28 protein-coding genes are annotated in these 24390 nt (G+C 70.3%); 12 read left to right on the top strand and 16 right to left on the bottom strand.

From position 1 onward, the window contains the following. Positions 1-9: 9 nt before the first annotated feature. Positions 10-450, bottom strand: a complete 441-nt coding sequence (locus ACGH7X_RS22650) for a hypothetical protein (RefSeq protein WP_399887357.1) — start codon at positions 448-450, stop codon at positions 10-12. Between the two features lie 193 nt (positions 451-643). Here ACGH7X_RS22650 and ACGH7X_RS22645 point away from each other — a divergent pair, with 193 nt between their 5' ends. Then, positions 644-1663: a chitinase gene (locus tag ACGH7X_RS22645; protein ID WP_399887355.1), complete on the top strand. Its 1020-nt coding sequence runs from the start codon at positions 644-646 to the stop codon at positions 1661-1663. Positions 1664-1694: 31 nt separating this feature from the next. On the opposite strand, the gene ACGH7X_RS22640 is transcribed toward ACGH7X_RS22645, so the two are convergent. The 4 genes from ACGH7X_RS22640 to ACGH7X_RS22625 all read right to left on the bottom strand — a co-directional run bounded on the left by ACGH7X_RS22640 (position 1695) and on the right by ACGH7X_RS22625 (position 7438). After that, positions 1695-2294 carry an imidazolonepropionase-like domain-containing protein gene (locus ACGH7X_RS22640; protein ID WP_399887354.1) on the bottom strand — a complete coding sequence of 200 codons (600 nt, stop codon included), beginning with the start codon at positions 2292-2294 and terminating at the stop codon, positions 1695-1697. Between the two features lie 7 nt (positions 2295-2301). Then, positions 2302-3501: a cyclic dehypoxanthinyl futalosine synthase gene (mqnC, locus tag ACGH7X_RS22635; protein ID WP_399887352.1), complete on the bottom strand. Its 1200-nt coding sequence runs from the start codon at positions 3499-3501 to the stop codon at positions 2302-2304. 78 nt (positions 3502-3579) lie between these two features. Then, complete coding sequence (locus ACGH7X_RS22630; protein ID WP_399897261.1) at positions 3580-4323, bottom strand: prepilin peptidase; 744 nt, start codon at positions 4321-4323, stop codon at positions 3580-3582. Positions 4324-4405: 82 nt separating this feature from the next. Further along, positions 4406-7438 (bottom strand): BTAD domain-containing putative transcriptional regulator, encoded by a 3033-nt coding sequence (locus ACGH7X_RS22625; RefSeq protein ID WP_399887350.1) that lies wholly within the window; start codon positions 7436-7438, stop codon positions 4406-4408. A gap of 283 nt (positions 7439-7721) precedes the next feature. Here ACGH7X_RS22625 and ACGH7X_RS22620 point away from each other — a divergent pair, with 283 nt between their 5' ends. Further along, complete coding sequence (locus ACGH7X_RS22620) at positions 7722-8378, top strand: hypothetical protein (RefSeq protein ID WP_399887348.1); 657 nt, start codon at positions 7722-7724, stop codon at positions 8376-8378. Beyond that, the gene (locus ACGH7X_RS22615; protein ID WP_399897258.1) at positions 8375-9424 is read left to right on the top strand and encodes a hypothetical protein; all 1050 of its coding nucleotides are present in this window, start codon (positions 8375-8377) and stop codon (positions 9422-9424) included. Before ACGH7X_RS22620 ends, ACGH7X_RS22615 begins: the two co-directional genes overlap by 4 nt. Here ACGH7X_RS22615 and ACGH7X_RS22610 read toward each other — a convergent pair. Together ACGH7X_RS22610 and ACGH7X_RS22605 are read right to left on the bottom strand one after the other, a co-directional pair. After that, positions 9414-10307, bottom strand: a complete 894-nt coding sequence (locus tag ACGH7X_RS22610) for a hypothetical protein (protein ID WP_399887346.1) — start codon at positions 10305-10307, stop codon at positions 9414-9416. The genes ACGH7X_RS22615 and ACGH7X_RS22610 overlap by 11 nt on opposite strands. A gap of 33 nt (positions 10308-10340) precedes the next feature. Beyond that, positions 10341-10766, bottom strand: a complete 426-nt coding sequence (locus tag ACGH7X_RS22605; RefSeq protein WP_399887344.1) for an ATP-binding protein — start codon at positions 10764-10766, stop codon at positions 10341-10343. Positions 10767-11055: 289 nt separating this feature from the next. Here ACGH7X_RS22605 and ACGH7X_RS22600 point away from each other — a divergent pair, with 289 nt between their 5' ends. From ACGH7X_RS22600 to ACGH7X_RS22560, 9 genes are all read left to right on the top strand, one after another. After that, positions 11056-11829: a DUF5753 domain-containing protein gene (locus ACGH7X_RS22600; protein WP_399897255.1), complete on the top strand. Its 774-nt coding sequence runs from the start codon at positions 11056-11058 to the stop codon at positions 11827-11829. Between the two features lie 8 nt (positions 11830-11837). After that, complete coding sequence (locus tag ACGH7X_RS22595; protein ID WP_399887342.1) at positions 11838-12029, top strand: DUF397 domain-containing protein; 192 nt, start codon at positions 11838-11840, stop codon at positions 12027-12029. Between the two features lie 79 nt (positions 12030-12108). Next, the gene (locus tag ACGH7X_RS22590; protein WP_399887340.1) at positions 12109-13701 is read left to right on the top strand and encodes a putative T7SS-secreted protein; all 1593 of its coding nucleotides are present in this window, start codon (positions 12109-12111) and stop codon (positions 13699-13701) included. A gap of 24 nt (positions 13702-13725) precedes the next feature. Continuing rightward, positions 13726-14127: a hypothetical protein gene (locus ACGH7X_RS22585; RefSeq protein ID WP_399887339.1), complete on the top strand. Its 402-nt coding sequence runs from the start codon at positions 13726-13728 to the stop codon at positions 14125-14127. Positions 14128-14251: 124 nt separating this feature from the next. Further along, positions 14252-14770 carry a hypothetical protein gene (locus tag ACGH7X_RS22580; RefSeq protein WP_399897252.1) on the top strand — a complete coding sequence of 173 codons (519 nt, stop codon included), beginning with the start codon at positions 14252-14254 and terminating at the stop codon, positions 14768-14770. 22 nt (positions 14771-14792) lie between these two features. Further along, positions 14793-15131 carry a hypothetical protein gene (locus tag ACGH7X_RS22575; RefSeq protein WP_399887337.1) on the top strand — a complete coding sequence of 113 codons (339 nt, stop codon included), beginning with the start codon at positions 14793-14795 and terminating at the stop codon, positions 15129-15131. 119 nt (positions 15132-15250) lie between these two features. Continuing rightward, on the top strand, positions 15251-15865 hold the full coding sequence (locus ACGH7X_RS22570) for a DUF3558 family protein (protein WP_399887335.1): 615 nt from the start codon (positions 15251-15253) through the stop codon (positions 15863-15865). 61 nt (positions 15866-15926) lie between these two features. Beyond that, on the top strand, positions 15927-17006 hold the full coding sequence (locus ACGH7X_RS22565; protein ID WP_399887333.1) for a DUF3558 family protein: 1080 nt from the start codon (positions 15927-15929) through the stop codon (positions 17004-17006). Between the two features lie 96 nt (positions 17007-17102). Further along, entirely contained in the window at positions 17103-17438 is a 336-nt protein-coding gene (locus ACGH7X_RS22560) for a hypothetical protein (RefSeq protein ID WP_399887331.1), read from the top strand. A gap of 28 nt (positions 17439-17466) precedes the next feature. Here the strand turns inward: ACGH7X_RS22560 and ACGH7X_RS22555 are convergent, their stop codons facing one another. From ACGH7X_RS22555 to ACGH7X_RS22515, 9 genes are all read right to left on the bottom strand, one after another. After that, complete coding sequence (locus ACGH7X_RS22555) at positions 17467-17928, bottom strand: TadE/TadG family type IV pilus assembly protein (protein ID WP_399887329.1); 462 nt, start codon at positions 17926-17928, stop codon at positions 17467-17469. Next, positions 17925-18335: a TadE/TadG family type IV pilus assembly protein gene (locus tag ACGH7X_RS22550; RefSeq protein WP_399887327.1), complete on the bottom strand. Its 411-nt coding sequence runs from the start codon at positions 18333-18335 to the stop codon at positions 17925-17927. The genes ACGH7X_RS22555 and ACGH7X_RS22550 overlap by 4 nt, the downstream gene beginning before the upstream one ends. Further along, positions 18336-18833, bottom strand: a complete 498-nt coding sequence (locus tag ACGH7X_RS22545) for a TadE family protein (RefSeq protein ID WP_399897249.1) — start codon at positions 18831-18833, stop codon at positions 18336-18338. A gap of 54 nt (positions 18834-18887) precedes the next feature. After that, positions 18888-19148 (bottom strand): hypothetical protein, encoded by a 261-nt coding sequence (locus ACGH7X_RS22540; RefSeq protein ID WP_016326983.1) that lies wholly within the window; start codon positions 19146-19148, stop codon positions 18888-18890. 125 nt (positions 19149-19273) lie between these two features. Continuing rightward, positions 19274-20194 carry a type II secretion system F family protein gene (locus tag ACGH7X_RS22535; RefSeq protein WP_399887325.1) on the bottom strand — a complete coding sequence of 307 codons (921 nt, stop codon included), beginning with the start codon at positions 20192-20194 and terminating at the stop codon, positions 19274-19276. Continuing rightward, positions 20191-21192 (bottom strand): type II secretion system F family protein, encoded by a 1002-nt coding sequence (locus ACGH7X_RS22530; protein ID WP_399897246.1) that lies wholly within the window; start codon positions 21190-21192, stop codon positions 20191-20193. Before ACGH7X_RS22530 ends, ACGH7X_RS22535 begins: the two co-directional genes overlap by 4 nt. 64 nt (positions 21193-21256) lie before the next feature. Next, complete coding sequence (locus ACGH7X_RS22525; RefSeq protein ID WP_399887323.1) at positions 21257-22564, bottom strand: CpaF family protein; 1308 nt, start codon at positions 22562-22564, stop codon at positions 21257-21259. After that, positions 22561-23424 (bottom strand): hypothetical protein, encoded by an 864-nt coding sequence (locus ACGH7X_RS22520; protein ID WP_399887321.1) that lies wholly within the window; start codon positions 23422-23424, stop codon positions 22561-22563. The genes ACGH7X_RS22525 and ACGH7X_RS22520 overlap by 4 nt, the downstream gene beginning before the upstream one ends. A gap of 16 nt (positions 23425-23440) precedes the next feature. Beyond that, positions 23441-24154 (bottom strand): hypothetical protein, encoded by a 714-nt coding sequence (locus ACGH7X_RS22515; RefSeq protein WP_399887320.1) that lies wholly within the window; start codon positions 24152-24154, stop codon positions 23441-23443. Positions 24155-24390 lie beyond the last annotated feature (236 nt).

The following is a 24390-nucleotide window of genomic DNA, read 5'->3' as shown; positions in this document are numbered from 1 at the left end:
GGCGTCCGGTCAGTCGGTGGGAGCGGCGGTGACGGTGGCTGTGCCGACGGTGGCGGTGGCTGTGCCGGCGGTGGCGGTGGCGGTGGCCGTGGGGAGAGCGCTCGGGGAGACGGCGGGGCCGCCGCTCGGCGGGGCGCCCGTGGGAGCGAGCCCGCCCTGGGGGCGTGCGCCGCCTGCGCCGGGCCCCGGGCCGTCCCCTCCGCCGCCGCCGGCCCCGAAGGGCAGCAGCGAGGCCGGGTTGACCGAGATGCCGACCCCCATGAAGGCCAGGCCCAGGACGGCCGCGTAGCCGACGCACACGGCACCCAGCAGGAGGCCGAAGCGGCGCAGCAGCCGGGCCCGCCGTCCGGTGCTGTCGACGAACACGGGGCCCTCGGCGGACCCGTTGCCGCGTTTGCGACGGCGACCGCGCGCGGCGGCGCGGGATGCGAAGGCAGGCTCGGAGTGCATTCCCGGGACGTTAGGGAGCTTTGCCTGCCGTGAACTGGGCGCTTGTTGTGAGATCCCGCTGAAAAGCGGCCCACCCTGTCCGTTTCCTGGGAGAAGGCGGCAAACCGCGCCCTTTCCTCAGCGAAGACCCAGGCAGACGTGCGACATTCACTCGTCCGAGCACGGACACCGACGAGATGGGGAGCGTACGCACATGAGGGCATACCGGAAGGCGGCGGCCGGGTACGCCCTGTCGCTCGCCCTGGCCACCGCGGGCTGCGCGGGACAGGACGGCGGCACCGACGCGGCCCCCGCGGCGCCGTCCGAGTCGTCGCGGTCCGCCGGGTCGTCCGCGTCGGCCACCGGCTACGCGCCCTACGTCAGCGCCACCACCGCCTCCGCGAACGACGCCGCGGGCTCCCCCGCGACGTACAACCTGGCGTTCGTCATCTCCTCCGGCGACGACTGCGCCCCGCGTTGGAACGGCGTGCAGGACATCGACGACGCCTCCGTCGCCTCCCGCGTCGAGGAGCTGAAGCAGTCCGGCGCCACCGTCCGCGTCTCCTTCGGCGGCGCCTCCGGCACGGAACTGGCGGCGGCCTGCGACAGCGCCTCGGAGCTGGCGGCGGCGTACGGCGAGGCCCTGGACGCGGCCGGGGCCACGAAGGCGGACTTCGACATCGAGGGCGACGAGCTGACCGACGCCGATTCCGTCGCCCTGCGCTCGGAGGCGATCGCGCTGCTCCAGAAGCAACGCGACGGCCTGGAGGTGTCCTTCACCCTCCCGGTCATGCCCTCCGGCCTGGACGCCGACGGCCTGGCGCTGCTGGCGTCCGCCAACGACCACGCCGTACAGGTCTCCACGGTCAACCTCATGACCATGAACTACGGCGAGTCGTACACCGACGACATGGGCGAGTACGCCCTCACCTCGGCGAAGGCCGCGCACACCCAGCTGAGGAAGGTCTTCGGGACGTCCGACGCGGACGCCTGGCGGGGCATGGCGCTGACCTCGATGCTCGGCGTCAACGACGTCGCCGGTGAGACGTTCACGCTCGCGGACGCGGCGGAGGTCCGCGCCTTCGCCGAGGAGAAGGGGATCGCCTGGGTCTCGATGTGGGCGGCGTTCCGGGACAAGCAGTGCGCCGAGGACGCGTCGACCACCGATGCGCTCACCACGTGCAGCGGCGTGGAGCAGAAGGACGGGGCGTTCGGGACGGCGTTCGGTACGTAGGCCCGTCGGACGAGCCCCGCGGACCGCGCGCTCAGCGCCCCCGGTACACCAGACGGCCGCCCACGACGGTGGCCACGCATGTGGACGCGCCCTCCCGCACGAGCGCGGCCCGGTCGGGTACGTCGAACACCGCGAACCGGGCGGGCTTCCCGGGAGCGAGCCCGGGAAGCAGCACCAGCGGCACCGGCGAGAGGGCCGCGGGCCCCGGCAGGGTGGCCGGGCGCCCCGCCAGGGCGAGCCCCGCCCCGCGCACCGCGTCCAGGGCCGCGCGGCCCCGCAGCTCCCCGGCGACGGCGACCGTGCCGTGCGCCAGCATGCGTTGCACCCCTCGGCGCGCGCTGGCGCCCCGCGCGGACGCGTCCGCGCCGAGGAGGGCGAGCGCGCGCTCCCCGAAGAGCGGCTCGGTGCCCAGCCGGTCCGCTTCGCGCGGGTCGGGGTGGTACGCCTGCTCCAGCAGTTCCGGGCCGTACGGGTTGAGCAGCCCGGGCGTCAGGATGCCGGGCCACCGGCGTACCCGCGCCCGCGGGTGATCGGCGGCCAGCGCCTCGTACGGGCCGACGGCGGCGAGCCGCGCACCGTCGACCACGACGGCCGCCTCGGGCGAGGCTTCACAGACGTGGATCGTCAGCATGGCGGCATCAGTTGGACGCGAGCAGCTTCAGCTCGGGATGGGCCGTGCCGCCCTCGATCGCCGTGGACGAGATGTGGGAGACGACGCGCTCGTCGACGGGGTCGTTCGCCGGGTCGTCGTGCACGACGAGGTGCTCGTACGTCGTGGCGCGCTGCGCCGGGACGCGCCCCGCCTTGCGGATGAGGTCGATGATCTCCAGCCGGTTGGACCGGTGCTTGGCCCCGGCCGACGACACCACGTTCTCCTCCAGCATGATCGAGCCGAGGTCGTCGGCGCCGTAGTGCAGGGAGAGCTGGCCGACCTCCTTGCCGGTCGTCAGCCAGGAGCCCTGGATGTGGGCGACGTTGTCCATGAACAGCCGGGCGATGGCGATCATCCGCAGGTACTCGAAGAGCGTGGCCTGCGTGCGGCCCTTCAGGTGGTTGTTCTCGGGCTGGTAGGTGTACGGGATGAAGGCGCGGAAGCCGCCGGTGCGGTCCTGCACGTCCCGGATCATGCGCAGGTGCTCGATGCGCTCGGCGTTGGTCTCGCCGGTGCCCATGAGCATGGTGGACGTCGACTCCACGCCGAGGCCGTGCGCGATCTCCATGATCTCCAGCCAGCGCTCGCCGGACTCCTTGAGCGGCGCGATGGCCTTGCGCGGACGCTCCGGCAGGAGTTCGGCACCGGCGCCGGCGAAGGAGTCGAGCCCGGCCGTGTGGATGCGCTGGATCGCCTCCTCCACGGAGACCTTCGAGATCCGGGCCATGTGCTCGACCTCGCTCGCCCCCAGGCTGTGGATGACGAGCTGCGGGAACTCCTTCTTGATGGCGGCGAAGTGCTTCTCGTAGTACTCGACGCCGTAGTCCGGGTGGTGGCCGCCCTGGAACATGATCTGGGTGCCGCCCAGCTCGACCGTCTCCGCGCAGCGGCGCAGGATGTCGTCGAGGTCGCGGCTCCAGCCCTTCTTGGTGTCCTTGGGGGCCGCGTAGAAGGCGCAGAACTTGCACGCGGTGACGCACACGTTCGTGTAGTTGATGTTGCGCTCGATGATGTACGTGGCGATGTGCTCCGTACCGGCGTACCGGCGCCTGCGTACGGCGTCGGCGGCGGCGCCCAGCGCGTGCAGCGGGGCGTCGCGGTACAGGTCGAGCGCTTCCTCCGGGGTGATCCGCCCACCGGCGGCGGCGCGGTCGAGGATGGGCTGAAGGTCGGCCTTCTCGGTCACCGGCGTCCCTTTCGCAAGGTTCGTAAGGGTTGTGGACAGACCTGCCCAGCGTACGCCAGGCCTTTTGCCCGCTCGTGCTCAGGCCGCGTAGGCCCCGACCAGGAGGCCGAGGAAGGCGCCCGCGATCAGGAACGGCCCGAAGGGGATGGCCGTCTTGCGCCCCGCCTTCCGGGCGACGAGGAGGGCGCCGCCGTAGAACGCCCCGAGCAGGAACCCGGCGAAGGTGCCCAGCATCAGCGTGGGCCAGCCGTACCAGCCGAGGACGGCACCGGCGGTGAGGGCGAGCTTCACGTCGCCGAAGCCCATGCCGGCCGGGTTGATGAGGAAGAGCACCAGGTAGCCGGCGCCGAGGGCGAGGGCGCCCAGCAGAGCGGTGGTCCACTCCCCGGCGTGCTCGGGCACGAGCGCGGTGAGGCCCAGGAGGACGAGCGCGGCGGCGGCGAGCGGCAGGGTGAGGGGGTCGGGCAGCCGCCGTACCTTCAGGTCGACGACGGCCAGCAGCACGCCCACCGGCGCGAGCAGCAGCCAGACGGCCAGCTCGGGACGGGTCCCGGTGGCGGCGGCGAGGGCGGCGCAGACGAGCGCGGTGGCGACGGCGAGGGAGGCGGTTCGAGCGCCGTACGACGCTTGGCCGGCGTCGCACTGCCCGCACCGCGCCCGCCCGAGCCAGCCGCGCACCGGGTGTTCCCGGGGACACCGTTGACGCCACGCCTCCCCGGAGGGGGCGGAGAAGCGGTAGGCGGCGCGCGGCAGCAGCCCGCCCGCCGCCGCGCCCCAGAACGCGGCGACGAGGACGACCAGGAGGTCGATGCCGATGCCCATGTCGATGGCGATCAGGAGGTCCACCCGGCCATTCGGCTCAGCCCAATCGGCATGCTCAGCCCGCTCAGCCCGCTCGGCATGCTCAGCCCGCCGCCGCGACGCCGTCGCGCCAGGTCGGCAGCAGCTCGTCGAGCAGTGCCTCGGTGCGCGGCGGCAGACCGCGCGCGCCGCTGCGCCCGATGAGGTCGGCGGCGAGGGCGCGGAGCCGGCCGGTGTCGTCGGTGGCGTGCGTGGCGCGCAGCAGTTCGTGCCACAGGCGCTCGTCGGCGGGGGCGGTGCGCAGCGCGGCGTTCAGCGCCTCGATGGCCTTCTCCGCGCGGTTCCTCTCCAGGTGGAACTCGGAGAGCGCCAGCCCGGTGTCCGCGACGAGCAGCGGGAGCTGGGCGTCGATGATCTCGTGGGTGAGCCAGCGGTAGCGGCCCTCGGGCCGGTCGGCGAGCAGCGGCCCGCGCACCAGCACCAGCGCGTCGGTGAGCAGCCGCCCGCGTACCTGGCGGCTGTCGACGCCCCGGCCCTGCGTGGCCTCGTAGTAGAGGGAGCGCAGTACGTCGAGGTCGGAGACGACGGACTTGGCGAGGGTGAGCCGCCCGGTGGCGTCGGTGCCGAGCCTCGGCGCGCCGTCGGCGTCGGTGCCGAGCCAGGCCCGCAGCCGCTCGAGCAGCGCGTCGCGCACGTCGCCCGTCACACCGCGCGGCCACAGCGCGGAGGACAGCACCCGCGGGTGGACGCCCTCGCGGTGCAGCAGGAGCAGCGCCAGCGCCTCGTGGAGCTGGGCGCTGCGTTCGCCGTCGGGCGCGTCCAGGCCGATGATCTCGTACGACCCGACGAGGCGGGCGTACACCGCGGGCCGCCCCTGCTCGCTGATGTCGACGAGGAACGGCGGGGTGTTGGCGGGGCGGCCGGGTCCGCGCTCGGGGTCGGCCTCGGTGAACAGCTCGACGACGGCGCGCTGCTGGGCGGCCGGCAGCAACTGGGCGTCCAGTTCGAGGCCGAGGAGCGGCGCGAGGAGCCTGCCTTCGCCGGTGATCTCCATCTCCCAGGCGGCGCCGGGCAGGTCGGCGCCCTCGGTGCCGACGAGGTAGCCGATGCCGAGGCGTCCGGCGTCGGCGGCGAGTTCGGCGAGGCGCAGGGCGTCCTCGTCGGAGGGCTGGGCGGCGAGCAGCACCAGGTGCGGAGCCCAACGCGTGTGCTGGGCGGGTCCGGTGCGCCCGGTGAGTACGGAGTCGTGCCCGGCGGCGCCGAGCGCGCCGCGCCGCTGCCGGGTCTCGGCGGACATCGTCTCGAAGAGGTCCTCGAAGCCGTCGAGGTGACGGATCCGGTTGGGCGCGAGAGGCGTGAGGTCGTCCCCGAACCCGACGAGCGTGATGGTCATACGGTCCGACCAGCCGTTGGTGGCCAGTTCGGCGGCGACCGACGCGAACACGGCGGCCCGGTCGGCCTCGGCGCCGCTGAGCGAGACCAGGCCGGGCACGGCCTCCAGGTTCAGCAGCAGCCGGGAGTCGTCCATGGTGCCGAGGCTGACGAGACCGGGGTACGGCGCGGCCGTGTCGGCGTCCTCGTACCGCTCGGCGTCGGCGCGGGCCAGCATCCAGAAGGTCTGGTCCTGTCCCTGCCGCCAGGGCGAGGGCGGCTTCCCGGCCGGCTGGGCGAGCTGGAGGTGCAGGTCGCCGTTGCCGCTCATCCAGGCCGCGTAGACGACGGGCAGCGGGCGGGACTCGGCGGCGAGGGACGCGGCCAGCCCGCGCAGCGACCGGTCGAGCAGGCGTACGCCTTCGGGGTCGGCGCCGACGAGCAGCGCGTCGTGGGCGTCCTGGGCGTCGCCGGTCGGCGTGGGCGGCTCCATGCCGCGCCGCCCGCCGACGGCTCCGAGCGCCGACTGCCACAGCGCCTGCCGGCGTCGCCGTCCGAGGGCGCCGAGGAGACCGGCGGCGAGAAGGGGCGCGGCGAGAAGGGCTTCGGGCAGCCCGAAGGACCGGCCGGTCTGCTCGGCGGCGGGGGCGGCATGCTCCTGCCCGGCGCTGGGAGCGGGGGTCGCGGGCGTGACGGGGTTGGCGGGAGTGGCGGGGGTGGGTGCGGGCCGCTGCTCGGGCAGGGAGACCTGGGCGTCACCGCTCCCCTGCGCTCCGCCTCCGCCCTGCGCGTGGTCCCCGCTCCGGGCGTAGTCGCTGATTTGCTGCTGCACCTGCTCGGAGACGTTCGGCGCCGCGTCGGGCATCTCGACCAGCTCGCCGCCGCGGGCGTCGCCGGGCATCTCCATGATCCACCCGGGCCGGATGAGCGAGGCCTCCGAAAGTCTCGACCCGTCGGGCTGCACCCGGTCCTTGTTCAGCTCGAAGATCTCCTTGTACCGGCGCCCGTCACCGAGGTGCCGCTCGGCGACCTCCCAGAGGGAGTCGTGGTGACGCCCCTCTGGCGGCTGGATCCGGTAGTACTTCGTGTCGCCGTGCGCGGCGGAGGCCCCACCGTCGGCCCGGGCCGCCGCCTGCCCGGCCTGTCCGGCCTGCTCGGCAAGGGCGTTGGCCGTGGCGGCGGCCTGCTCCTGCTGCTGGGCGAAGAGCCCCGGCGTCTGCTGGGCGGCGGCGACGGACGGCTTCTGGTTCCCCTCCAGGCTCTGCCCGAGCTGCGACAGCCCCGGCGTGAGGCTCGCCGCGGTGGCGCCGACGAGGAGCAGTGCGGCGACGAGCTGCCGGGCCAGCAGCTGACTGGGCCCGGACCCGGGCACCCGCCCCGGCACCCCGACGCCGGACAGCGCGGCCTTGACCTCGACGAGCACGCAGGCGGTGAACTGCGCCCACGCGAACCAGACGATGACGGTGAGGATGTGCAGGAAGGTGGTGACGGTGATCTCACGCTGCAGCCAGTCGAGGCTGGGCGCACCGCCGGGGAACGGCCACCCGGCGGTGACGGCCAGCGCGAGGGGCACCCCGACGACCAGCACGGCCAGCACGAGGAAGGCGAGGAACGCCTTGACGAGGTCCCCGAACGACCGCCGCCGCACCCGCACCCGCTGGGGTGTCCGGTTCCTCGGTGCCGAGGGTGCCGAGGGTGCCGAGGGTGCCGAGGGAGCCGAGGGAGCCGTCGAGCTGGAGGAGCTTGATGTGCGGCGTCGCGGCATGGGTGGAGTCCTGGGTCGTGGTCGTGGGCGGAGGAGGCCGCGGGGGCGTCCGGTATGAGGGGTGTGCTGAGCCTACAGAGATCCTATGGACTCCCACCGACAGCGGCGAAGGGGCAAGAGAGGCCCACATCACAACGTCCGCCCGCTTCACGCCGTTTGCCCGCTTACGTCGACCACCCCTTCACACCCCGCACACAATCCCCGAAAACCGGCCAGAGTGCGTGCACGCCCCCCTGATAACTTCGTTCCCTGTCGCACACGCCGTACCCCGGGGGGAACACCAGTGGCCCGCAGCAGCGCCCTCACCATGACCGCCGCCACCTTCACCGCAACGGCGGCCCTGCTCCTGACCGCCTGCGGCGGAAACGGCGACGACGCGTCACCGGACGACATCAAGGGGGCGGGGACGGGGAGCTCTTCGCCGTCGGCGTCCACGTCCCCCTCCGCAGCGCCCGGCGTCGAGCGTCCGGTGATCGAGCTTCCCAGCAGCTTCCAGCTGACCTTCGAAGACTGGGAGAACAGCGACGCCAAGCAGCAGGCCGTGCTCAACGATGCCAAGGAAGAGCTGCGGGCGGGATACGCCGCGATCATCGCCAACGACCCCGACAGCAAAGCCGTCACCTTCTACGACACCGATTCCGGCCGCTCGCAGAGCAAGAAGTGGATCAAGTCGTACACGGACAAGAACGTGACGGTCATCGGCAAGCTCCCGGTCTTCGACCCGAAGGTGACTCTCCTCGACGACGGCACGACGGCGTCTCTCGGTTACTGCACGAACGAGAGCGAGGCGTACACCAAGCACCGGAAGACCGGCAAGGTCGAAGGAAATCCCAAGGACATGGATCCCGAGGTGTACTACCTGGTCACGCTCAAGAAGAGCAGCCAAGGCGTGTGGCAGAACGACTCCGTCCGCTCGGAGAGGGGCGAGTGCGCGAAGTGAGGGCCTGGCACAGGGGGCTGCCGGTGATCGCCGCGTCACTGGCCACTGCCCTCGCGTACTCCACCCCTGCCCACGCCTTCGGCGGATCCGACACAAGGGGCGAGGCAGAGGGCAAGGAACTGACCGCTTCGGCACAGCACACCAGCATCAAGGTCACGCAAGTGAGCGGCCCGACCGGCGGCAAGCGGGGAAGCCTGAGCGCGACCGACGTCGATTGGGAGCCCCCGCCCTGCTGGTACGAGCCGGTCTTCACACCCGAGCAGTTGAAGGACTTCGCGGAGAACGACGGCGGCGGTGACGTCAGCATCCGCCAGGGTTGGTACGGATCCAAGCTGTGGACCGACCACTTCAAGGACGGCAAGGACGCACCCAACTACTTCGGAACCCCGTCGTCCGCGAATGGTTACAAGAACTACAACCTCGGCAAGAAGGGCTACTTCTGGCGCGGAGTCGCCCCGAAGCTTGCCGCCCTTGACGACACGTCACTCTGCAACAGGCTCATGTTCTGGCAGGACGCGGGCGACATCCCCGACGTGCCGAACGCTCCAACGCCGCAGACACTCGCGGAGTACGCCTACGACAAGGTCGAGGTCCCCGCCACCGAGATCGAGGCGAAGCCGGCAGCCAAATCGACCGTCAACCTCCCGACCTGGGTCTGGCTCGACAAGGGCACCTTCAAGGAGGTCAAGGTCCGCGCCGAGCTGCCCAACACCGGTCTGTGGGCGGAGACGACCGCGAAGCCCGTCGCCCTCCACCTGGAGCCCGGCACGGCCGACGCCGAGACGTTCCCCGCATCCGGCGACTGCGAGATCAACGCGGACGGCTCCATCGGCACGCCGTACACGAAGGGCAAGGCCGACCAGACCCCACCCTGCGGCATCCGCTACCTGCGCGCCTCGAGCGGTGACCCGTACCAACTGAAGGCCTCGATCACCTGGGAGATCTCCTGGGAGGGCACGGACGGCGCCCAGGGCGACCTGCCGGACGGCACCTTCGAGACGACCCAGGACATGGAAGTCCAGGAGATCCAGTCCATCAACCGCTGAACAGATCCTCGGCCCGCTCCACCGTCAGCGCCCGCCGGGCCCAGACTTCGAGTTGGCCGAGGTCCGCGCAGGAAAGCACCCGCTCCCGCACGGCACCGGGCACCGGGATGTCCCGCCACTCCAGAATCCGAAGAGTCATCCCGGCCCGATCCTCGACCCGGCCCTCTTCGCGCCCCTCCACGCGGCCTTCCTCACGGACCTTCTCGGCCACAGGGTTGTTGAAGAAGTAGCGGATCTCCGACATCAGGTCCCTCCAGAGGTCCTTGGCCCGGGGGTCACCCAGGCATGATTCGATGAACTGTCCGAACACCGCAGCGCTGTCGCCGTCAACGGTCCGCAGAGCGGAAGCCAACGGTTCCAGTATGGCGGCGGCCTGTGAGCCTCGCCCGTGTGTCATGGCCGACAGAACGGCAAGCGGGACGTCCCTCTCGGCCTCCCGCTCACTGGCGATCACCGGCACGTTGTCCGGACCGATCACCAGCGGTCGTACCGTCAGCGAATCCCAGCCGGGCAACCCCCGCCGGATCGGCTGCGCCGCCCAGCGCGCCGTCGCGCTGTTCTGCGTGATCACGACGAGTACCGGCTCACAGCGATACTTCTCGTACAGATACGCGAGGTAGTACGGCCAGCTGCCGCGCTTCTTCTCGTCCCTCTTCCCCTGAGCCTCGACGACGAGGAGGTAGGCTCCGTCGTCCGTCTCCACCCGCATCAGCGTGTCCACGCGCCGTTCGACGGGCTCGATCTCCGTGACGTCGGCGTTCAGGACCGCGAAGTCACGCGGCTCCGGGAACGGAACGCGCAGCACCTTCTGAAACGCCCGCGTCAGCAGCGCTGGGTCCTTCTGGAAGACCCAGTGCAGCGCCTCGTGCGACGAGCTGACCATCAGCTCTCCCTCCTGTACGACGCGATCAACGAGCTACGCCGCGACAAGGTCACCCCACACGTACTTCCCCCGGTTCCCGTCCCTGGTCAGCGGCTGCCACCCCCACAGGTCCGCGCACGCCCGCACGAGCGCGAGGCCTCGCCCCTCCTCCGCCTCCGTGAGCGCGTCCAGCCTCCCCGGCGGCTCGGGCGGCCCCGGGTCGGCGTCCCACGCCCCGACCCGCAGCACGCCGGCCGCCCACCGCACCCGCAGCGCGGCGGGGCCCTTGGTGTGGCGTACGGCGTTGGAGACCAGCTCGGTCGCGAGCAGCTCGGCGGTGTCCACGAGGCGGATGAGGCCGTGCATCGTGAGGATGAGTCGGAGGGCGCGACGGCAGACGGTGACGGCGCGCAGGTCGTTCGGGATGTAGAGGGTGTACTCCCAGGGGGCCGTCGAGTCGACGGGCTCGGTCTCGGGCATGGGTGAACTCCGTTCGGTGGATGGGGCGCCTGGTGGCATCGCCGCTCGTCGAGGCACGACGAAACGGTGCACTTCCGGCACTTTTGACGCCACAGGGTGCGCGTCACACCACAGACGGTATTTCCTAGTTTTAGGAAACAGCAAGTGGCTGCCGTATTCTGACCCCCGAACGAGCTACACAGCGCGAGCAGTTGAAACCAGGAGGCATCGGTTGCCGCCGAAGAGACATCTCACGGCCCGCAGGGTGCGGTTGGGCGCTGAGCTGCGCAAACTTCGCGAAGCCATGGGAATGAAGTCCAGGGAGGCCGCAGAACTCCTGGGTGCCGACTCCGTCCAGATGAGCCAGATCGAGTCCGGGGTCGCGGGGGTGAGCGCCAAACGCGTACGGCGCCTCGCGGCTCACTACGCCTGCACGGACGAAGGGCTGATCGAGGCGCTGGTTGCCATGGCGACCGACCGCACCCGTGGTTGGTGGGAGGAGTATCGGGGCGTACTGCCGCCGGTGTTCCTGGACACCGCCGAGGTCGAACACCACGCGACGGCCCTGCGCGAGATCGTGATCACGCACGTCCCTGGGCTGCTCCAGACCACCGACTACGCCCGCGCCGTGTACACGTACATGATGCCGGGCCTGCCCGACAGCGAACTGGTCCCCCGGGTAGAGCACCGGGCGCGGCGGCGCTCCGTGATCGAGGGCGACAATCCGAAGCCGTACGAGACGATCATCCACGAGTTCGCACTCAGAGTTCGTGTGGCCGACCGTTCAGTGGCCCAGGCTCAACTCCGCCGGATCCTGGCGCAGATCGAGGACGGTCACACGACGGTCCGGGTCATCCCCGCCGACCAGGACGGCTTCGCCGGCGCCGAGGCTTCGATGATGCAGGCCTGCGGGCCCGTGGCCCAGTTGGACACCGTACTTCGGGACTCCCCCACAGGGACCGCCTTCATCGACGCGGAACCTCAACTGAACCAGCTTCGAACACTGTTCCGTAAGGTGGAGAAGGCGTCGCTGAGCCCCACGGCGTCGCGGGACTTCATCCACCGTATGACGAAGGAACTGTGAGGCGAGCAGTGACCGAGACGCTGTGTTGGCGGAAGTCGTCGTTCTCCGGCGGCGGCGACGGCAACACGTGCGTGGAGATCGCACCACTGCGCACCCGAGTCGCGATACGCGACTCGAAGGCCCCGTCCCAGGGCACACTCACCGTCCCGGTCGGCTCTTTCACCGCCCTCGTCCATAGCCTCAAGAGGACTATCGCCTGATCTGCAAGGCGGTCGCATGCGATAAATTCAGACGCGCGTTCCAAGCAGTGGGCATCGCACGTGTACGGGGGAGAACACGGTGTCACACAGGCCGGCGGACTGGCACGTACTCGACCTGGACAAGGACCCGACACCGGGAGACCCGGACCGCATACGCAAACTCGCCGGCACCCTGCACGACTTCGCCGACGACGTGTCCGACGTCCTGCGCGACCTCAAGGGCATCGCCAAGGAGGACGAGATCCTCTCGTGGGCGGGCAAGACGGCGGAGGTGTTCGCCGAGGAGTTCGAGGACGCCCCGAAGAAGCTGCGCAAGCTGAAGAAGTCGTACAACCTGGCGGGCGACGCGTTGGCCACCTTCTGGCCCGATCTCCAGGACGCCCAGGAGAAGGCCGACAAGGCACTGCGCGACGGCCGCAAGGCCCGTGAGGAACTCACCACGGCCCAGACCGCTCTGACCGGCGCCGACGACTGGGTCCGCAGGGCGACCGAGAAGACCGACTCGTACGACCCCGCCAAGAACGGCGGCAAGGACGTCCCCAAGCCCGACGAGGCCGACGTCCGCCGCGCCACCCGCGACGCCCAGCACGCGAAGGCTCGCCAGACGGCAGCGGAACGGAACGTCGAAGGCGCTCAGAGCGCCCTGGACGCGGCCAAGAGGCTCGCCGGTCAGGCGAAGGGCCTGCGCGAGGAAGCCGCTCGCCGGACGGTGACCAAGCTCCGGGAAGCCTCCGACGCCGGGGTTCCGAACCGGCATTGGTGGGAGGAGATCGGCGACTGGGTCTCCGACCACTGGGACGAGATCGTCACCATATGCAAGTGGGTCGTGACGATCGTCGGCATCATCGTGATGATCGTGGGCGGCCCGCTGGGCTGGCTGGTGTTCGCGGCGGCGCTCGTCGTGATGGCCGACACGATAAGAAAAGTCATCAAGGGAGAGGCCGGCTGGGGCGATCTCCTATGGGCTGCCCTGGACTGCATACCCGCCACGAAGGGCTTCACCAGCCTCGCCAAGCTCGGCAAGCTTTGGAAAGCCGGGGGCCTGAAAGCTCTTGGCGCCGGGGCCATGGGCGGCATCGGCGGCGGTCTGAAGAACCTCGCAGCCGTTATCAGAAGTGGACGATCGGGTCTCAAGATCCTTTTCCTCCGCACTATGGGCAAGGGCCACCCAGAGCGAACGGGATCCAAGATTGCCGCTCCTCCGAAGCATCCCGGCGACGATGCGCTCGCCTCAGGGATGCCCATCTACCACGGCAATCGCATACTCGCCATCGGGTACGACAGCTCGACGCTACGCAACTTCCAAGTAGCAGAGCGCCTCCCAGGACATCAGGACGCAGTGATCCATGGTCTGCGCGACGGAACGTTTTTGGCCGGCGCTGACAACCTGTCCGGCTTCCGGGCTGCGGGAGAGACCGTCAACCCACACCAAGTGGCGGACGCAATCCGCCGGTCACCTGACTACGACGGCGGCCCGGTCCGCTTGCTATCGTGCCACAGCGGTGCAATACCGACCGGCGGAATTGCACCCGCCCAGGAGATGGCCAATATTCTTGGAACCACAGTAAAAGCCCCCACCAACGCGGTAGGGGTACCAACCATCGGTGACGGACCATTCGCACCCGCCATCATGGACAATGGAAGCTGGAGAACCTTCCTTCCTCTCCTGTGACTGACCAACAGCAAGGAAAGTGAAATGATCAGAACCGTCGGCTTCTTCCGAGAACAGCCCTCCAGTTGGGGAATCGAAAGGGAATGTTCGATCCACGACCTTGTACGCCCAGCCGGCGAAGCAGATGAGGTAGAGATCGTCAACTACCTGGCCAACGGGACTGATATTTTCAGCGAGATGGGCGCAGAACCGGATATCCTGTCCGCCGACAACTTCCCCATCGCAGGCGGCGCGTCCTTGAAGACAGATGGCGACTGGGTGTGGCGCCTCGATCTGCCTCACTACGTGGATTCCTACCATGTGGCTCTACCGGAAGATTTCCTCCAGACCATCAGATCGCACGACTACGTTGTGCCGCAACTCAGCCAGGACACATTGTTCTCCATCCTGGAAGAGGTGACAGGAATTGACTACCGAAAGAAGTGATGATTCGAACGAAGGCGCCGCAGGTGCCCCTGCACTTTCCGGTGGTCTCTCGCTCTCCGTCCCGGAAACTTGGTGGGAGTTCGATATCCGCCCCGAGGGTCGGGACGCGACGATCCGCGCGTTGGTGGATGAACGCCTCGACGAAACACCGGAACTGGCGCCGTACCGCGCCGACCTGACCGCCATGCTCCGCAAGATGGCCAAGGAAGCCCACGACTCCGGGGCCCTCTACCTGGGATGCATGGCCGAGAACTTCGAGGGTGTCCCGCTCGCCGCGACCGTCACCGTGTCCGTTCTGGGCGCCAGGAACAAGCAGGGGGTCGCCCTGTCCACCGATCCCCGGGCCATCGCCGACAGCCTGCGTACGATCACCGCGCGCCGCGAAGGCGACGCCTGGCGCAAGGTGACGACCGTCGACATTCCCGAAGTGGGCCCGGCGGCGCGGACGTACGGCGTGGAAGACGTGCCCGTCGCGCAGGGCGACAGCCGTACCCTTCGTATGGTGCTGACGCAGACGTACATCCCCGTACCGGGAACCACCGACCAGGTGGTCCTCGTCTCCGGAGCCAGCCCGGTGCTGGATCTCGCCGAGGCGTTCCACGACATCTTCGACGCTGTGACCGGCACGTTCCGTTTCGTCTGACCCGCAGAGAGGACTTCGGGCCATGGGCAAGAGCGACCTCGCACTGCCGTTGACCGAGCTGGAGGACTACGGGCGCCGGCTGCGGTCACTGAAGACGCGGCTGAACCACACCAAGAAGCTCTTCGAGTCCTACAAGGACGACATCGGCGACGGCAGCGTCAACGACGCGCTCGACGACTTCGAGTCCAACTGGGAGGACGGCCGCGAGGACATCACCCAGCAGCTCGACGCCCTCGGCAGCATGTCGGACGCCGTGGTCCGCGAGTTCAAGAAGCTCGACGACGAACTCACCAAGCAGGTCAACGACGCCGTGAAGACGGAGGACAAGCGGGGCGGCAAGGGCAACAGCGGGGGCAAGTAGGGTCGTTGGGCGCCGACTCCGTGGTGGCCTCCGGATGAGCCCTGCCCCTCAGTGAGTCCGGTCTGCGAGGCGGACTTGTGCCGGGACCGGTCCCGGCTCGGCGCCACTACCGTGCCGACATGCCGCGATTCGATCCTGATCAGCGTTCCCGGCGCGGGCGCTCCCGACGAACAGCCGCACTCGGGGCTGTAGTCGCCGTGGGCCTGCTCAGCGCCGGGTGTTCGGGCGGGCAAGGCACGCCGGGGTCGTCGTCCACGCAGCCCACCTCGACCTCCGTCGCCACCCCGTCCGCCACCGCCGCCCCGTCCTCACCCTCCGCCGAAGCGCAGCCGAGCAAGTACAGCCAGGCGCAGCTGGCGTCGCAGCCGTGTCTCGCTCTCGACGGGCACGACCTCGCCGCCCTCGGTATCACCGGCCGGGGAGAACAGGAGTCCGGCAAGAACGGACCGACCTGCAGGTGGAAGTTGGCAGGGCAGAGCGTAAACCTCGGCCTGGACCTGCCCCTGTCCTACGCGAAGACCATGACCAAGAACGGTCGCGTCACGCAGGTGCCGGTGGGGCAGCACAAGGCCATCCAAGCCGAATTCCAACGGATCTGCTTCATCTTCGTCGCGGTGCACGACACCGATCGCCTGGTCGGCACCACCACCATTCCGGAGCCCGGGGAACCGCAGGACACCACGTGTCCCGCCGGGGCGTCCGTCGCCGCCGCTGCCCTGACCCATATTCGATGACGCCCAGCTCGTACGTGGGCTGCGGCCCGTTGTTCGCGGATGGGGACGAAGGAGGACACAGGTGAACGACACAGGTCGCTCCGGGCGGGTGGCTCGTGGGTCGGCGCTATCCGCGGGGGCGTTGGCCATCGCGCTGTTCGCGGCGGGATGTTCCGCACAGGACAGCGCGTCTCAGGACGCACCTTCTCGCGCCTCGGCCGACTCCACACCCTCCGCAACCTCCGCAACCTCCGCAACCTCCGCACCCAGCGAGGTCTCCCTGCCCGTCGCCCCCGAGGATCTGCGGGGCGCCGATCCCTGCAAGCTGATCGACAGGAAGGTGCTGGCCGGGTTCGGGAAGGTCGAGTACGACCGGGGGATCAGGTACGGCGAGTGCGACATCCGGCTCGACGGACGCGACGACTGGTCCGTCTCGATCTTCGTGGAGCTGCAGTCCGGACCGAGCGAGGTGTCCCCGGACAATCCCGCACCGACGCCGGTGCTGCGGGACGGCGTCACCGTCTACGAGAGCGAGGGCTACGGCGAGCTCAGCGACGACAAGGACTGCACGCGGGACGTGATGGTACCGGAGGGGACCGGGGCGGTCGCGATAGGCGTCTACGGAGACGAAACGGGCACCCGCGCCTGCCGGATCGCCGACACCGCCGCCACCGGCGTGATCCGCCTGCTCAAGTCCGGCGATCTTCCCTCTGCCCGTCACGCTCCCGACTCGCTGGCGAACCAGGACGCGTGCGACCTGATCAAGGAGAGCGAGGCGGCGCGCGTCCCGGACATCGACCCCCGCGACCGGCACGCCACGTTCACCGGCCAGAGCTGCACCTGGGGCCCCGAGAACATAGACGAACCGCACCTGTACATCCTCTTCGGGCACCAGGACGACGCGCTGCAGGGACGTCCGCTCACGGTCGGGGGCCGCAAGGCGGCGGTGAAGTACAGCCCCGTCGACGAGGACAGCTCGCTGCTCGGACCCTCCCTGCCGAGCTGCTCGGTCGATGCCGAGTACGGCGCGGCGGGACCGACCGTCGAGGGTCGTACCGAGGTGGTCACGGTGGGAGTCGCCGGCGACTCCTCGAGGCAGAAGCTGTGCTCCCTCGCCCAGGAGCTGGCCCGCAAGGCCCTCGCCCGCCTCCCCGAGCCGTAGGCGCGCGCCGCGGCCAGGGGAAGCGGTCGGTCACGGTCGGGACCGGTCCCGGGGCCCCGCCCTACGATGTGCGCACGTCTCGCTGCGGAGGAAATCGTGGGCTACCAGGAACGACGAGTCGCACTGATCGCCAAACGGGCCGCACCGCACCTGGAGCCCGGAGAGAAGATCCAGACGGGGTTCATCGCGCAGAGCGGTTCGTCGGTCTTCACCGTGCGGGTGTGGACGTTCGTGGCCACCGACCGCGCCGTCCTGATCATCGGCCGCGGCGGCGTGCAACGACTCCCCCGCGACCTCCGCTTCGGCGAGCCGACCGGGATGTACCACAAGATCGAGCTGGATCGGACGTACAAGGTGCACCGGCAGTACTACACGGAGATCGCCACCGCCGACGAGGCGCTGCGCAAGATGCGGGGCGACGACCAGCGCTGAGCCCGGCCCATCGCCCCGGCCCGCCCGGTCACCCCACCTCGTTCTCCGCCACCGCCTGCCCGTGGACGACCACGTCGCCGCCGTAGAACATGCCGGTGAAGACCGGGGAGTACGTGAGCTGCACCTCGACCTCCACCTGGGCGGCGTCGGCCGTGACGCAGTGGGTCGCGGCGATGTCCGCGCCGGTCATGTCCATCTCGGCGGCGAAGGCCTTGACCCGGGCGTCGCAGTTCTCGTAGTTGATGGGGGCGGGGCCGCCCACGTCGTCGTAGAGCGCCTCGCGGTCGATGTCCTGGGCGGCGTAGCGGGCGGCCTGTTCGGCGATGTCCGCGGCGCGTTCGCGCTTGGAGATGGACATGCCGCCGTCGATGACGAAGGCCGAGAGGGAGAGGAAGACCAGGGCGAAGATGATGACCGCGCCGGCGCCCGAACCCCGGTCGTCCAGCCGGGTGCGCCGGTCCGCGAGCCACTCGCGTACGAGAGATCTCACGCCGTCCTCCGGTACGGGTCCAGCGGGGAGCTGAAGGTCGCCGACAGGGTCGTCGGGATGTTCAGGCCGATCGAGTCCAGGCCGCGTACCTCGCAGCTCACCTCGACCGTGAAGAGGGTGTCCGGTTCGAAGCCCGCGCTCTTCTGCACGACCGAGACGGGACCGGAACAGACGTCCGTCAGGTTGGACTCGGCGGCCTTCTTCGCCTCCGCGATCGCCGTACCGTGGTCCTTCTGGATCGAGCCCGCGCGTGCCGCGTCCCTGGCCGCGCCGTCGAGTGCGCCGCGGCCGTCGACCAGCTGGCCGAAGGCCACCAGGACGAGGATGAAAAGGATCATCACGGGGGCCAGGATGACCACCTCGATGGTGGACAAGCCCCGGTCACCCCCGTCCCCGTGCGGGTTCATCTAGTTCTCCCCCTCCTGCACGAACCGCTCCACCGGCCCCATCGACTGGGCGTGCACCGTCAGGTCCAGGCCCGGGAAGACGGTGGGGATACGGGCCGTGATCTCCACTCCGACCGTGTTCTGTTCCGGCTGGAGGGTCTTCACGTCCGGTGACAGGACCAGTTGGGGGCCGAGTTGGCGGATGTAGCTGTCGACCACGTCCTGGGCCTCGCCCCGCCACGCCCCCGGCTGGGCGTCGGCCGTCGCGCGGGCCTTGCGGGCACCGGCCTGGGCCGCCGCCTGCGCCACGTGGTCGGCGAAGAAGTACAGCCCGAACTGCACCGTCGCGAAGATCATGAAGAACAGGACCGGGGTGAGCAGCACGAACTCGATCGCGGTCATGCCGGAGTCGTCGCCGCGGGTGGTCGCGGCCTCGCGCGCGGTGTCCACCCTGCGGCGCACCCGTCTGAGGAAGCCGCTGAGCACGCCGCGCACAGCGCCCGGCGTCTCCGTCCCCATCCCCGTCTGTCCCGTCACGTCACGTCGTCCCCGTCAGCGCCGTACGTCGGCCGGTCAGCAGGTCTTGCCCGCGTCCGCACCCTTGATGCAGTCGCCGACCTTGTTGGCGCCGTCGCTGAGCGCGGCGTTGATGATGGCGGCCACCACGCCGACGATCGCGACGACGACCGCGGAGATGATGACCCACTCCACGGCGGAGGCACCGCGGTCCAGTTCGCCGGAGCGGGCGCGCTCGACGCGGGCCCGCAGGAAGGTGATCAGGAAGTCCACGGGCACGATGCCCGTGGTGCCGGTGCGGAGGTTCCGTCCGTTCATGGTGGGTTGTGTCCTCTCGTGTCAGTTCTGGTAGTTCTGGCAGTTCAGGGAGTTCTGGGGGTTCTGGGAGCGAAGCGGCTCGGAGCTGCAGTATCGGAACCGGGACAACCGCGTCGAAAGCCGCGTCACACCTGGAACACCCGCATCGCCGCCGGATAGATCAGGAACACCAGGAACCCGGCGCACAGCAGGAGCTGGGCGACGAGCATCGACTGGGACTTCTCACCCGCGCTGCCCTCGATGTCGGAGAGTTCGCGGTGCCGCATGGTCTCCGCGCGGGAGGCGAGGGACTCGCGGACCTTGGCGCCGTCGTCCGCCACCAGGGCGAGCGAGGCGGAGAGGTCCTTGAGTTCCTCGACGCCCAGGTCCTCGCCGAGCTGCCCCAGCGCCTGCCACTGGCTGATGCCGGTGATGCGCGCGTCGGCCAGGGCGTTGCGGATGCGGTGCGTCGCCCAGCCGTCCGACACCTCCGCCGCCGCCATCAGGGCCTCCGGCAGGCCGCGGCCGCCGGCCAGGCTCATGGACACCAGGTCCAAGTACGCGCCGATCACGCGCCGCAGGTCACGGCGTTTGTCGGCGGCGTCCCGGCGTACCTCCAGGTCGGGGAGGAAGAAGAAGAGCGCCGCGCAGAGCAGGGCCAGCCAGACCGGGATGATCGGGCTGCTGCCGAAGCCGAGCTGCCAGACGATCGCGAACAGGAACGGGCCGAAGAACAGCCCGCCCGCGGCCAGCAGTGCCTTCGTCGCCAGAAACTTCTCCCAGCTGCGGTCCAGCACCGCCAGGTCCGCGCGCAGCGAGCGCTGCTCCCAGCCCTGCTGGAGGTACAACTCGGCGACACGGGCCCCGACCTGGGCGCGCAGCGAGCCGAGGCGGCTGGTGTCCTTCGCCGCACGGGACGACTCGTACGCCGCTCCGCGGGCCCGCATCGCGTCGATGCGGGCGACCTGCTGGATCGGGCTGCGTCTGCTCGGCATCAGGGCGCGGACCAGGGCGTAGATGCCCAGGCCGATGACGGCGCCGACCAGGACCGGCATTGTCAGGTTCATCGTCGTACCCCCTCGTCCCCAGACGCCGGCGACGGCTGGGACGGTTGCGGCAGGCGCTGTACGGGCTGCCCCGGCCGGCCGGAGGGGCCCGGCTGGCCCGGGGTGCGGGGGCGCACGAACTGGACGTCGGAGCCGTCCCGGACCAGGAAGCGCTCTGGCGTCTCGATGGTCGACAGCTTGCGCAGCCACCAGAAGCCCAGCGCGAACAGGCCGCACACGCAGGCCAGGACGAGCTGGCCGACGGGCGAGCCGTACGGCTCGACGAAGTCCCGGTTGAAGATGGACAGGCCGAGGACGAAGAGGACCGACACCGCCACGACGATCTGCACCGAGCGCCGGGTCGAGGCGCGCTGCGCCATCACGCGCTGGCGCATGTCGACCTCCTCGCGCGCCGACTTGGCGAGCGCGCCGAGGACCTGGCGCAGACCGGGGCCGCGCAGCCGGGCGTTGAGGATCAGCGCCGCGACGATGATGTCGGCCGACGCGTCGTCGATCTCGTCGGCGAGGTGCTGGAGCGCCTCGGGCAGCGGGGTGCGGGAGCGCAGCCGGTCGACGAGGGAGTCCAGGTGGGGCCGCAGGACCGGGGCGGCGGCGCGGGCGGAGGCCGGGATGGCCTGCTCCAGGCCGACCGCGCCCGCGATGGTGTCGCGCAGCGACTCGGTCCAGGAGGCGAGGGCCTCGACCCGCTTCATGGCGGCGCGTTCCTCGGAGGCGCCGCCGAAGAGCCGGTCCCAGAAGAAGACGAGGATCCCGGCCGCGATGCCCAGCACCGCCCAGCGGGTGAGGAGCAGGACGACGAGGCCGACGATGGCCGCGGCGGAGCCGCGCCTGCCCGCCCAGCGGATCAGCTCGTTGACGCGCTCGCTGGCCTGCCGCTTCTCGTGCTCGGGCTTGGCGGGCAGTCCGCGTACGGCGACCAGGAAGAGGGCGAGGCCGCCGCCGACGGCGACGCCGCAACCGAGCGCGTACAGGACCGTGGTGGAGAACAGCCCGCCCATGGAGCCGAGCGAGTCCAGCGCCGCGAGTGTGGTGGTCATGCCCTTCGTGTCGCTCATGTCCGCCTCACCCCCACATTCCGTTGGGCCGGTAGCCGTAGGCGATGAGTTCCTCCAGGCAGGCGATGGGGGCGTGCGGTACGACCTGGCCGTCGGGCGCCTCGGCGAACACCTCGCTGGACAGCACGCGGCCGTCGACGCCGTTGACCTCGCGGACCGAGGTGACCATGCGCTGGAGGCGTCCGCCGCTCTGGAAGTCGTTGCGCCGCTGGACGAAGACGACGAAGTTGACCGCGCCGGCCACCAGCATCTGGCTGGCCTCGATCGGCAGCCGCTCCGTCGCCTGGAGGGCGTACGTGGAGATGCGGTTGAAGACCTCGTGCGAGCTGTTGGCGTGGATCGTGGAGAGCGAGCCGTCGTTGCCCTGCGACATCGCGTTCAGCATGGTGACGATCTCGTCGCCGAGCACCTCACCGACGATGACGCGGGAGGGGTTCATACGCAGGGAGCGGCGGACCAGTTCCGCCATGCCGATCGTGCCCTGGCCCTCGGAGTTGGGCAGCCGCTCCTCGAACGCCACGACGTTGGGGTGGAGTTCGGGGAAGGTGTCGAGACCCAGCTCCAGTGCGCGCTCGACGGTGATCAGCCGCTCGTGCGGCGGGATCTCGTTGGCGAGGGCGCGCAGCAGCGTCGTCTTTCCGGCGTTGGTGGCGCCGGCGATCATGATGTTCTTGCGGGCGCGGACCGCGCAGGCCAGGAAGTGGCCCAGCTCGGGGGTGAGGGTGCCGTTGCCGACCAGGTCCGAGATGAAGACCTTGCCCAGACGGGCGCGGCGGATGGACAGTGCCGGGCGCCGGGCGACGTCCATGACCGCCGACAGACGCGAACCGTCCGGCAGTCGCAGGTCGAGCTGCGGGTTGGCGGAGTCGAAGGGGCGGGACGACAGGCCCGAGTAGGCGCCGAGGATCTGGATCAGCTCGATGAGTTCCTCGTCGGTCTCGGCGACCGGCTCGCCGCGCGTCTCGTGCCCGTCGGAGTAGCCGACGAAGACGTGGTCGCAACCGTTGATGTCGATGTTCTCGACCTCGGGGTCGTCCAGGAGCGGCTGGAGCCGCCCGACGCCGAACAGCGCGGCGTGCACGGCGGCCGCGTACGCCTCCTCCGTCTCCGCGTCCAGCGGCGTACGCCCGGCGTTGATCTCGGCGCGGGCGTACTCCTCGAGTATCTGCGCGATGACGGCGCGCGCGTAGTGCCGTTCGTCCTCGGTGGACATCGGCGTGACGCCGCCGGCCTGGTCCTGGCGGCGCTGCTCGGAGATGCGGTCGCCGGCGTCCTGCCGGAACCGCTTGACCAACGAGTGGTCGACAGCGGTCATCGGCCGGCCCCCGGGTGACCGGTCAGGTCGGCGCCGGCGGGCCCGGGTCCGGTGGGCATGGACCAGGCGGCGCCGAACTGCTGGTACAGGTCCGAGGTGACCTTGCGGGCCGAGCGGATGAGCAGCGACTTCTCCAGCCGCCCGCGCCTGCGTCCGGCCAACTGGTCGGCGCCCGCCGGGTCGTCGGCGATCGTGCCGACCACGCGGGCGCCGGTCTGGGCGTGCACCAGCATGTCGTTGACCTGGCCCGACAGCTTGGCGGCGTTGTTCGTGTCGGCGACCAGGACGACGCCGATCAACGGCGTGCCGAGGCTCCCGACACCGCGCGGCCCGCCGTGCAGCCTGTTGTTCAGGGCGGCGGCGCGGTCCCGGACGCGGGCGATGGCCTCGGGCTCGGTACGGGAGATCAGCAGCACCAGGGCCGCGTGCGGGAACAGCTCGGTCGCCGGGGAGTCCCCGCTGATGCGGCCGCAGTCGGCGATGACGTCGGCGGGCGCGTTCGGGGAGTCGGCGAGGGAGGCGAAGGCCCGGCCCAGGGTGGGCCACAGGCCCGCGAGCCCGGCGGCCTGCTCGGAGATGCCGAGTCCGACGAGGACCTCGAGGCCACCGCTGAGCGGCTGTACGTGGTCCCAGAGCTGGTCGGGTACGAGGCCGCGGCGGGCCGTCGCGGCGATCGACAGCATGCCGGTGTTCGGGTTCAGCGGACCGCCGTGCGCGGCGGCCGACCGGTACACCAGGTCGCCGCCCGCCGGGTCGGTCTCGGCGAGCAGGACACGGCGCGGCCAGACCGCCGCGAGGGCGACGGCCGCGGTGGTGACGCCGGGGGAACCCTTGTCGGCGGCGAGGGCGATGAGGGCCATGGCTTCTGGGCCCCTTCTAGTTGCCGGGAACGCGCACGATGGCGACTTCGCCGGCGGCCGCGGCCGAGGCGAGTGCGGCCGCGTCGGCCTCGTCCACCAGGAGCGTGAGCGACTTGCTGCCGGTACTCACGGTGGAGTCGCTCTCGTCCGTGACGCTGTTCACGCGGGCGTCGGGGACGATCGCGCCACCGGAGGCGGACGACGCGTCCTTGTCGGAGGAGTCGGAGCTGCTGGAGCCGTTCGAGCCGACGCGGTAGGCGGCGACGATGTCACCCGTCTTGACACCCGCCGGGTACTGCCCCTCCTTGAGGGCGAGGCCGACCGACGCCTTGCCCTCGGGAAGCTGTTCCTTCGCGCTGAACATCTGCCCCATCACGACCGTGTCGGCGTAGATCGTGGACTTGGCCTTCAAGTCCTTGAGCGCGTCGAGCTTTGACCACTCGATGTAGTTGATGCTGTCGTCGGCGGCCACCATCACGGACGTGACGTTGTTGCCGACGGACTCGCCTGCCTGGACGTCCGCGGTCACCTTGACGACCTCGACCCGGTCCCCGGCACGCAACACAAGCATCGTCGCACCCAGCGCCCCTACCAGGATCAGCAGCACCGCCAGCGCCGCCAGCGCCGGTTTGCGCTCGCGAGGAGGGCTGGGAAGCCGGTCACCGACCGACGGCTGAGCCGGAGCCGCGGAACGCCCCGCGCCCGCCCCCGTACGCTCCTGGATCTTCACGCAACCGCTCCCCGTACACCCAAGAAAATTGTCTGCCACGTACCAACTCGGGCGCCGATCACCCAAGTACGCGGAATCACCTGCAAATTCGGACACTCCACCTGCGCCCGCCCGACCGGTGACGTCCGGGGACACATCCCCTGACGCACCCGCCCGACCTGGGCGAATCACCAGCAGTAAGGCGAGTGTCAAGCCATCGCACCGTATCAGCCGCCCATAAGCCCCTCAAGGCGTGC

The organism is Streptomyces sp. BBFR51, assembly GCF_044591655.1.
Lineage (GTDB): Bacteria > Actinomycetota > Actinomycetes > Streptomycetales > Streptomycetaceae > Streptomyces.
Note: the sequence above shows the minus strand (reverse complement) of the source record. Positions and strands in the feature narration are given on the sequence as shown.

Bases quoted from the DNA above. Each gene is read 5' to 3' on its own strand.
- ACGH7X_RS22650 (WP_399887357.1), bottom strand. From the start codon at position 450: ATGCACTCCGAGCCTGCCTTCGCATCCCGCGCCGCCGCGCGCGGTCGC.
- ACGH7X_RS22645 (WP_399887355.1), top strand. From the start codon at position 644: ATGAGGGCATACCGGAAGGCGGCGGCCGGGTACGCCCTGTCGCTCGCC.
- ACGH7X_RS22640 (WP_399887354.1), bottom strand. From the start codon at position 2,294: ATGCTGACGATCCACGTCTGTGAAGCCTCGCCCGAGGCGGCCGTCGTG.
- ACGH7X_RS22630 (WP_399897261.1), bottom strand. From the start codon at position 4,323: ATGGGCATCGGCATCGACCTCCTGGTCGTCCTCGTCGCCGCGTTCTGG.
- ACGH7X_RS22625 (WP_399887350.1), bottom strand. From the start codon at position 7,438: ATGCCGCGACGCCGCACATCAAGCTCCTCCAGCTCGACGGCTCCCTCG.
- ACGH7X_RS22610 (WP_399887346.1), bottom strand. From the start codon at position 10,307: ATGGTCAGCTCGTCGCACGAGGCGCTGCACTGGGTCTTCCAGAAGGAC.
- ACGH7X_RS22605 (WP_399887344.1), bottom strand. From the start codon at position 10,766: ATGCCCGAGACCGAGCCCGTCGACTCGACGGCCCCCTGGGAGTACACC.
- ACGH7X_RS22600 (WP_399897255.1), top strand. From the start codon at position 11,056: ATGAAGTCCAGGGAGGCCGCAGAACTCCTGGGTGCCGACTCCGTCCAG.
- ACGH7X_RS22585 (WP_399887339.1), top strand. From the start codon at position 13,726: ATGATCAGAACCGTCGGCTTCTTCCGAGAACAGCCCTCCAGTTGGGGA.
- ACGH7X_RS22575 (WP_399887337.1), top strand. From the start codon at position 14,793: ATGGGCAAGAGCGACCTCGCACTGCCGTTGACCGAGCTGGAGGACTAC.
- ACGH7X_RS22570 (WP_399887335.1), top strand. From the start codon at position 15,251: ATGCCGCGATTCGATCCTGATCAGCGTTCCCGGCGCGGGCGCTCCCGA.
- ACGH7X_RS22550 (WP_399887327.1), bottom strand. From the start codon at position 18,335: ATGAACCCGCACGGGGACGGGGGTGACCGGGGCTTGTCCACCATCGAG.
- ACGH7X_RS22545 (WP_399897249.1), bottom strand. From the start codon at position 18,833: ATGGGGACGGAGACGCCGGGCGCTGTGCGCGGCGTGCTCAGCGGCTTC.
- ACGH7X_RS22540 (WP_016326983.1), bottom strand. From the start codon at position 19,148: ATGAACGGACGGAACCTCCGCACCGGCACCACGGGCATCGTGCCCGTG.
- ACGH7X_RS22535 (WP_399887325.1), bottom strand. From the start codon at position 20,194: ATGAACCTGACAATGCCGGTCCTGGTCGGCGCCGTCATCGGCCTGGGC.
- ACGH7X_RS22530 (WP_399897246.1), bottom strand. From the start codon at position 21,192: ATGGGCGGGCTGTTCTCCACCACGGTCCTGTACGCGCTCGGTTGCGGC.
- ACGH7X_RS22525 (WP_399887323.1), bottom strand. From the start codon at position 22,564: ATGACCGCTGTCGACCACTCGTTGGTCAAGCGGTTCCGGCAGGACGCC.
- ACGH7X_RS22520 (WP_399887321.1), bottom strand. From the start codon at position 23,424: ATGGCCCTCATCGCCCTCGCCGCCGACAAGGGTTCCCCCGGCGTCACC.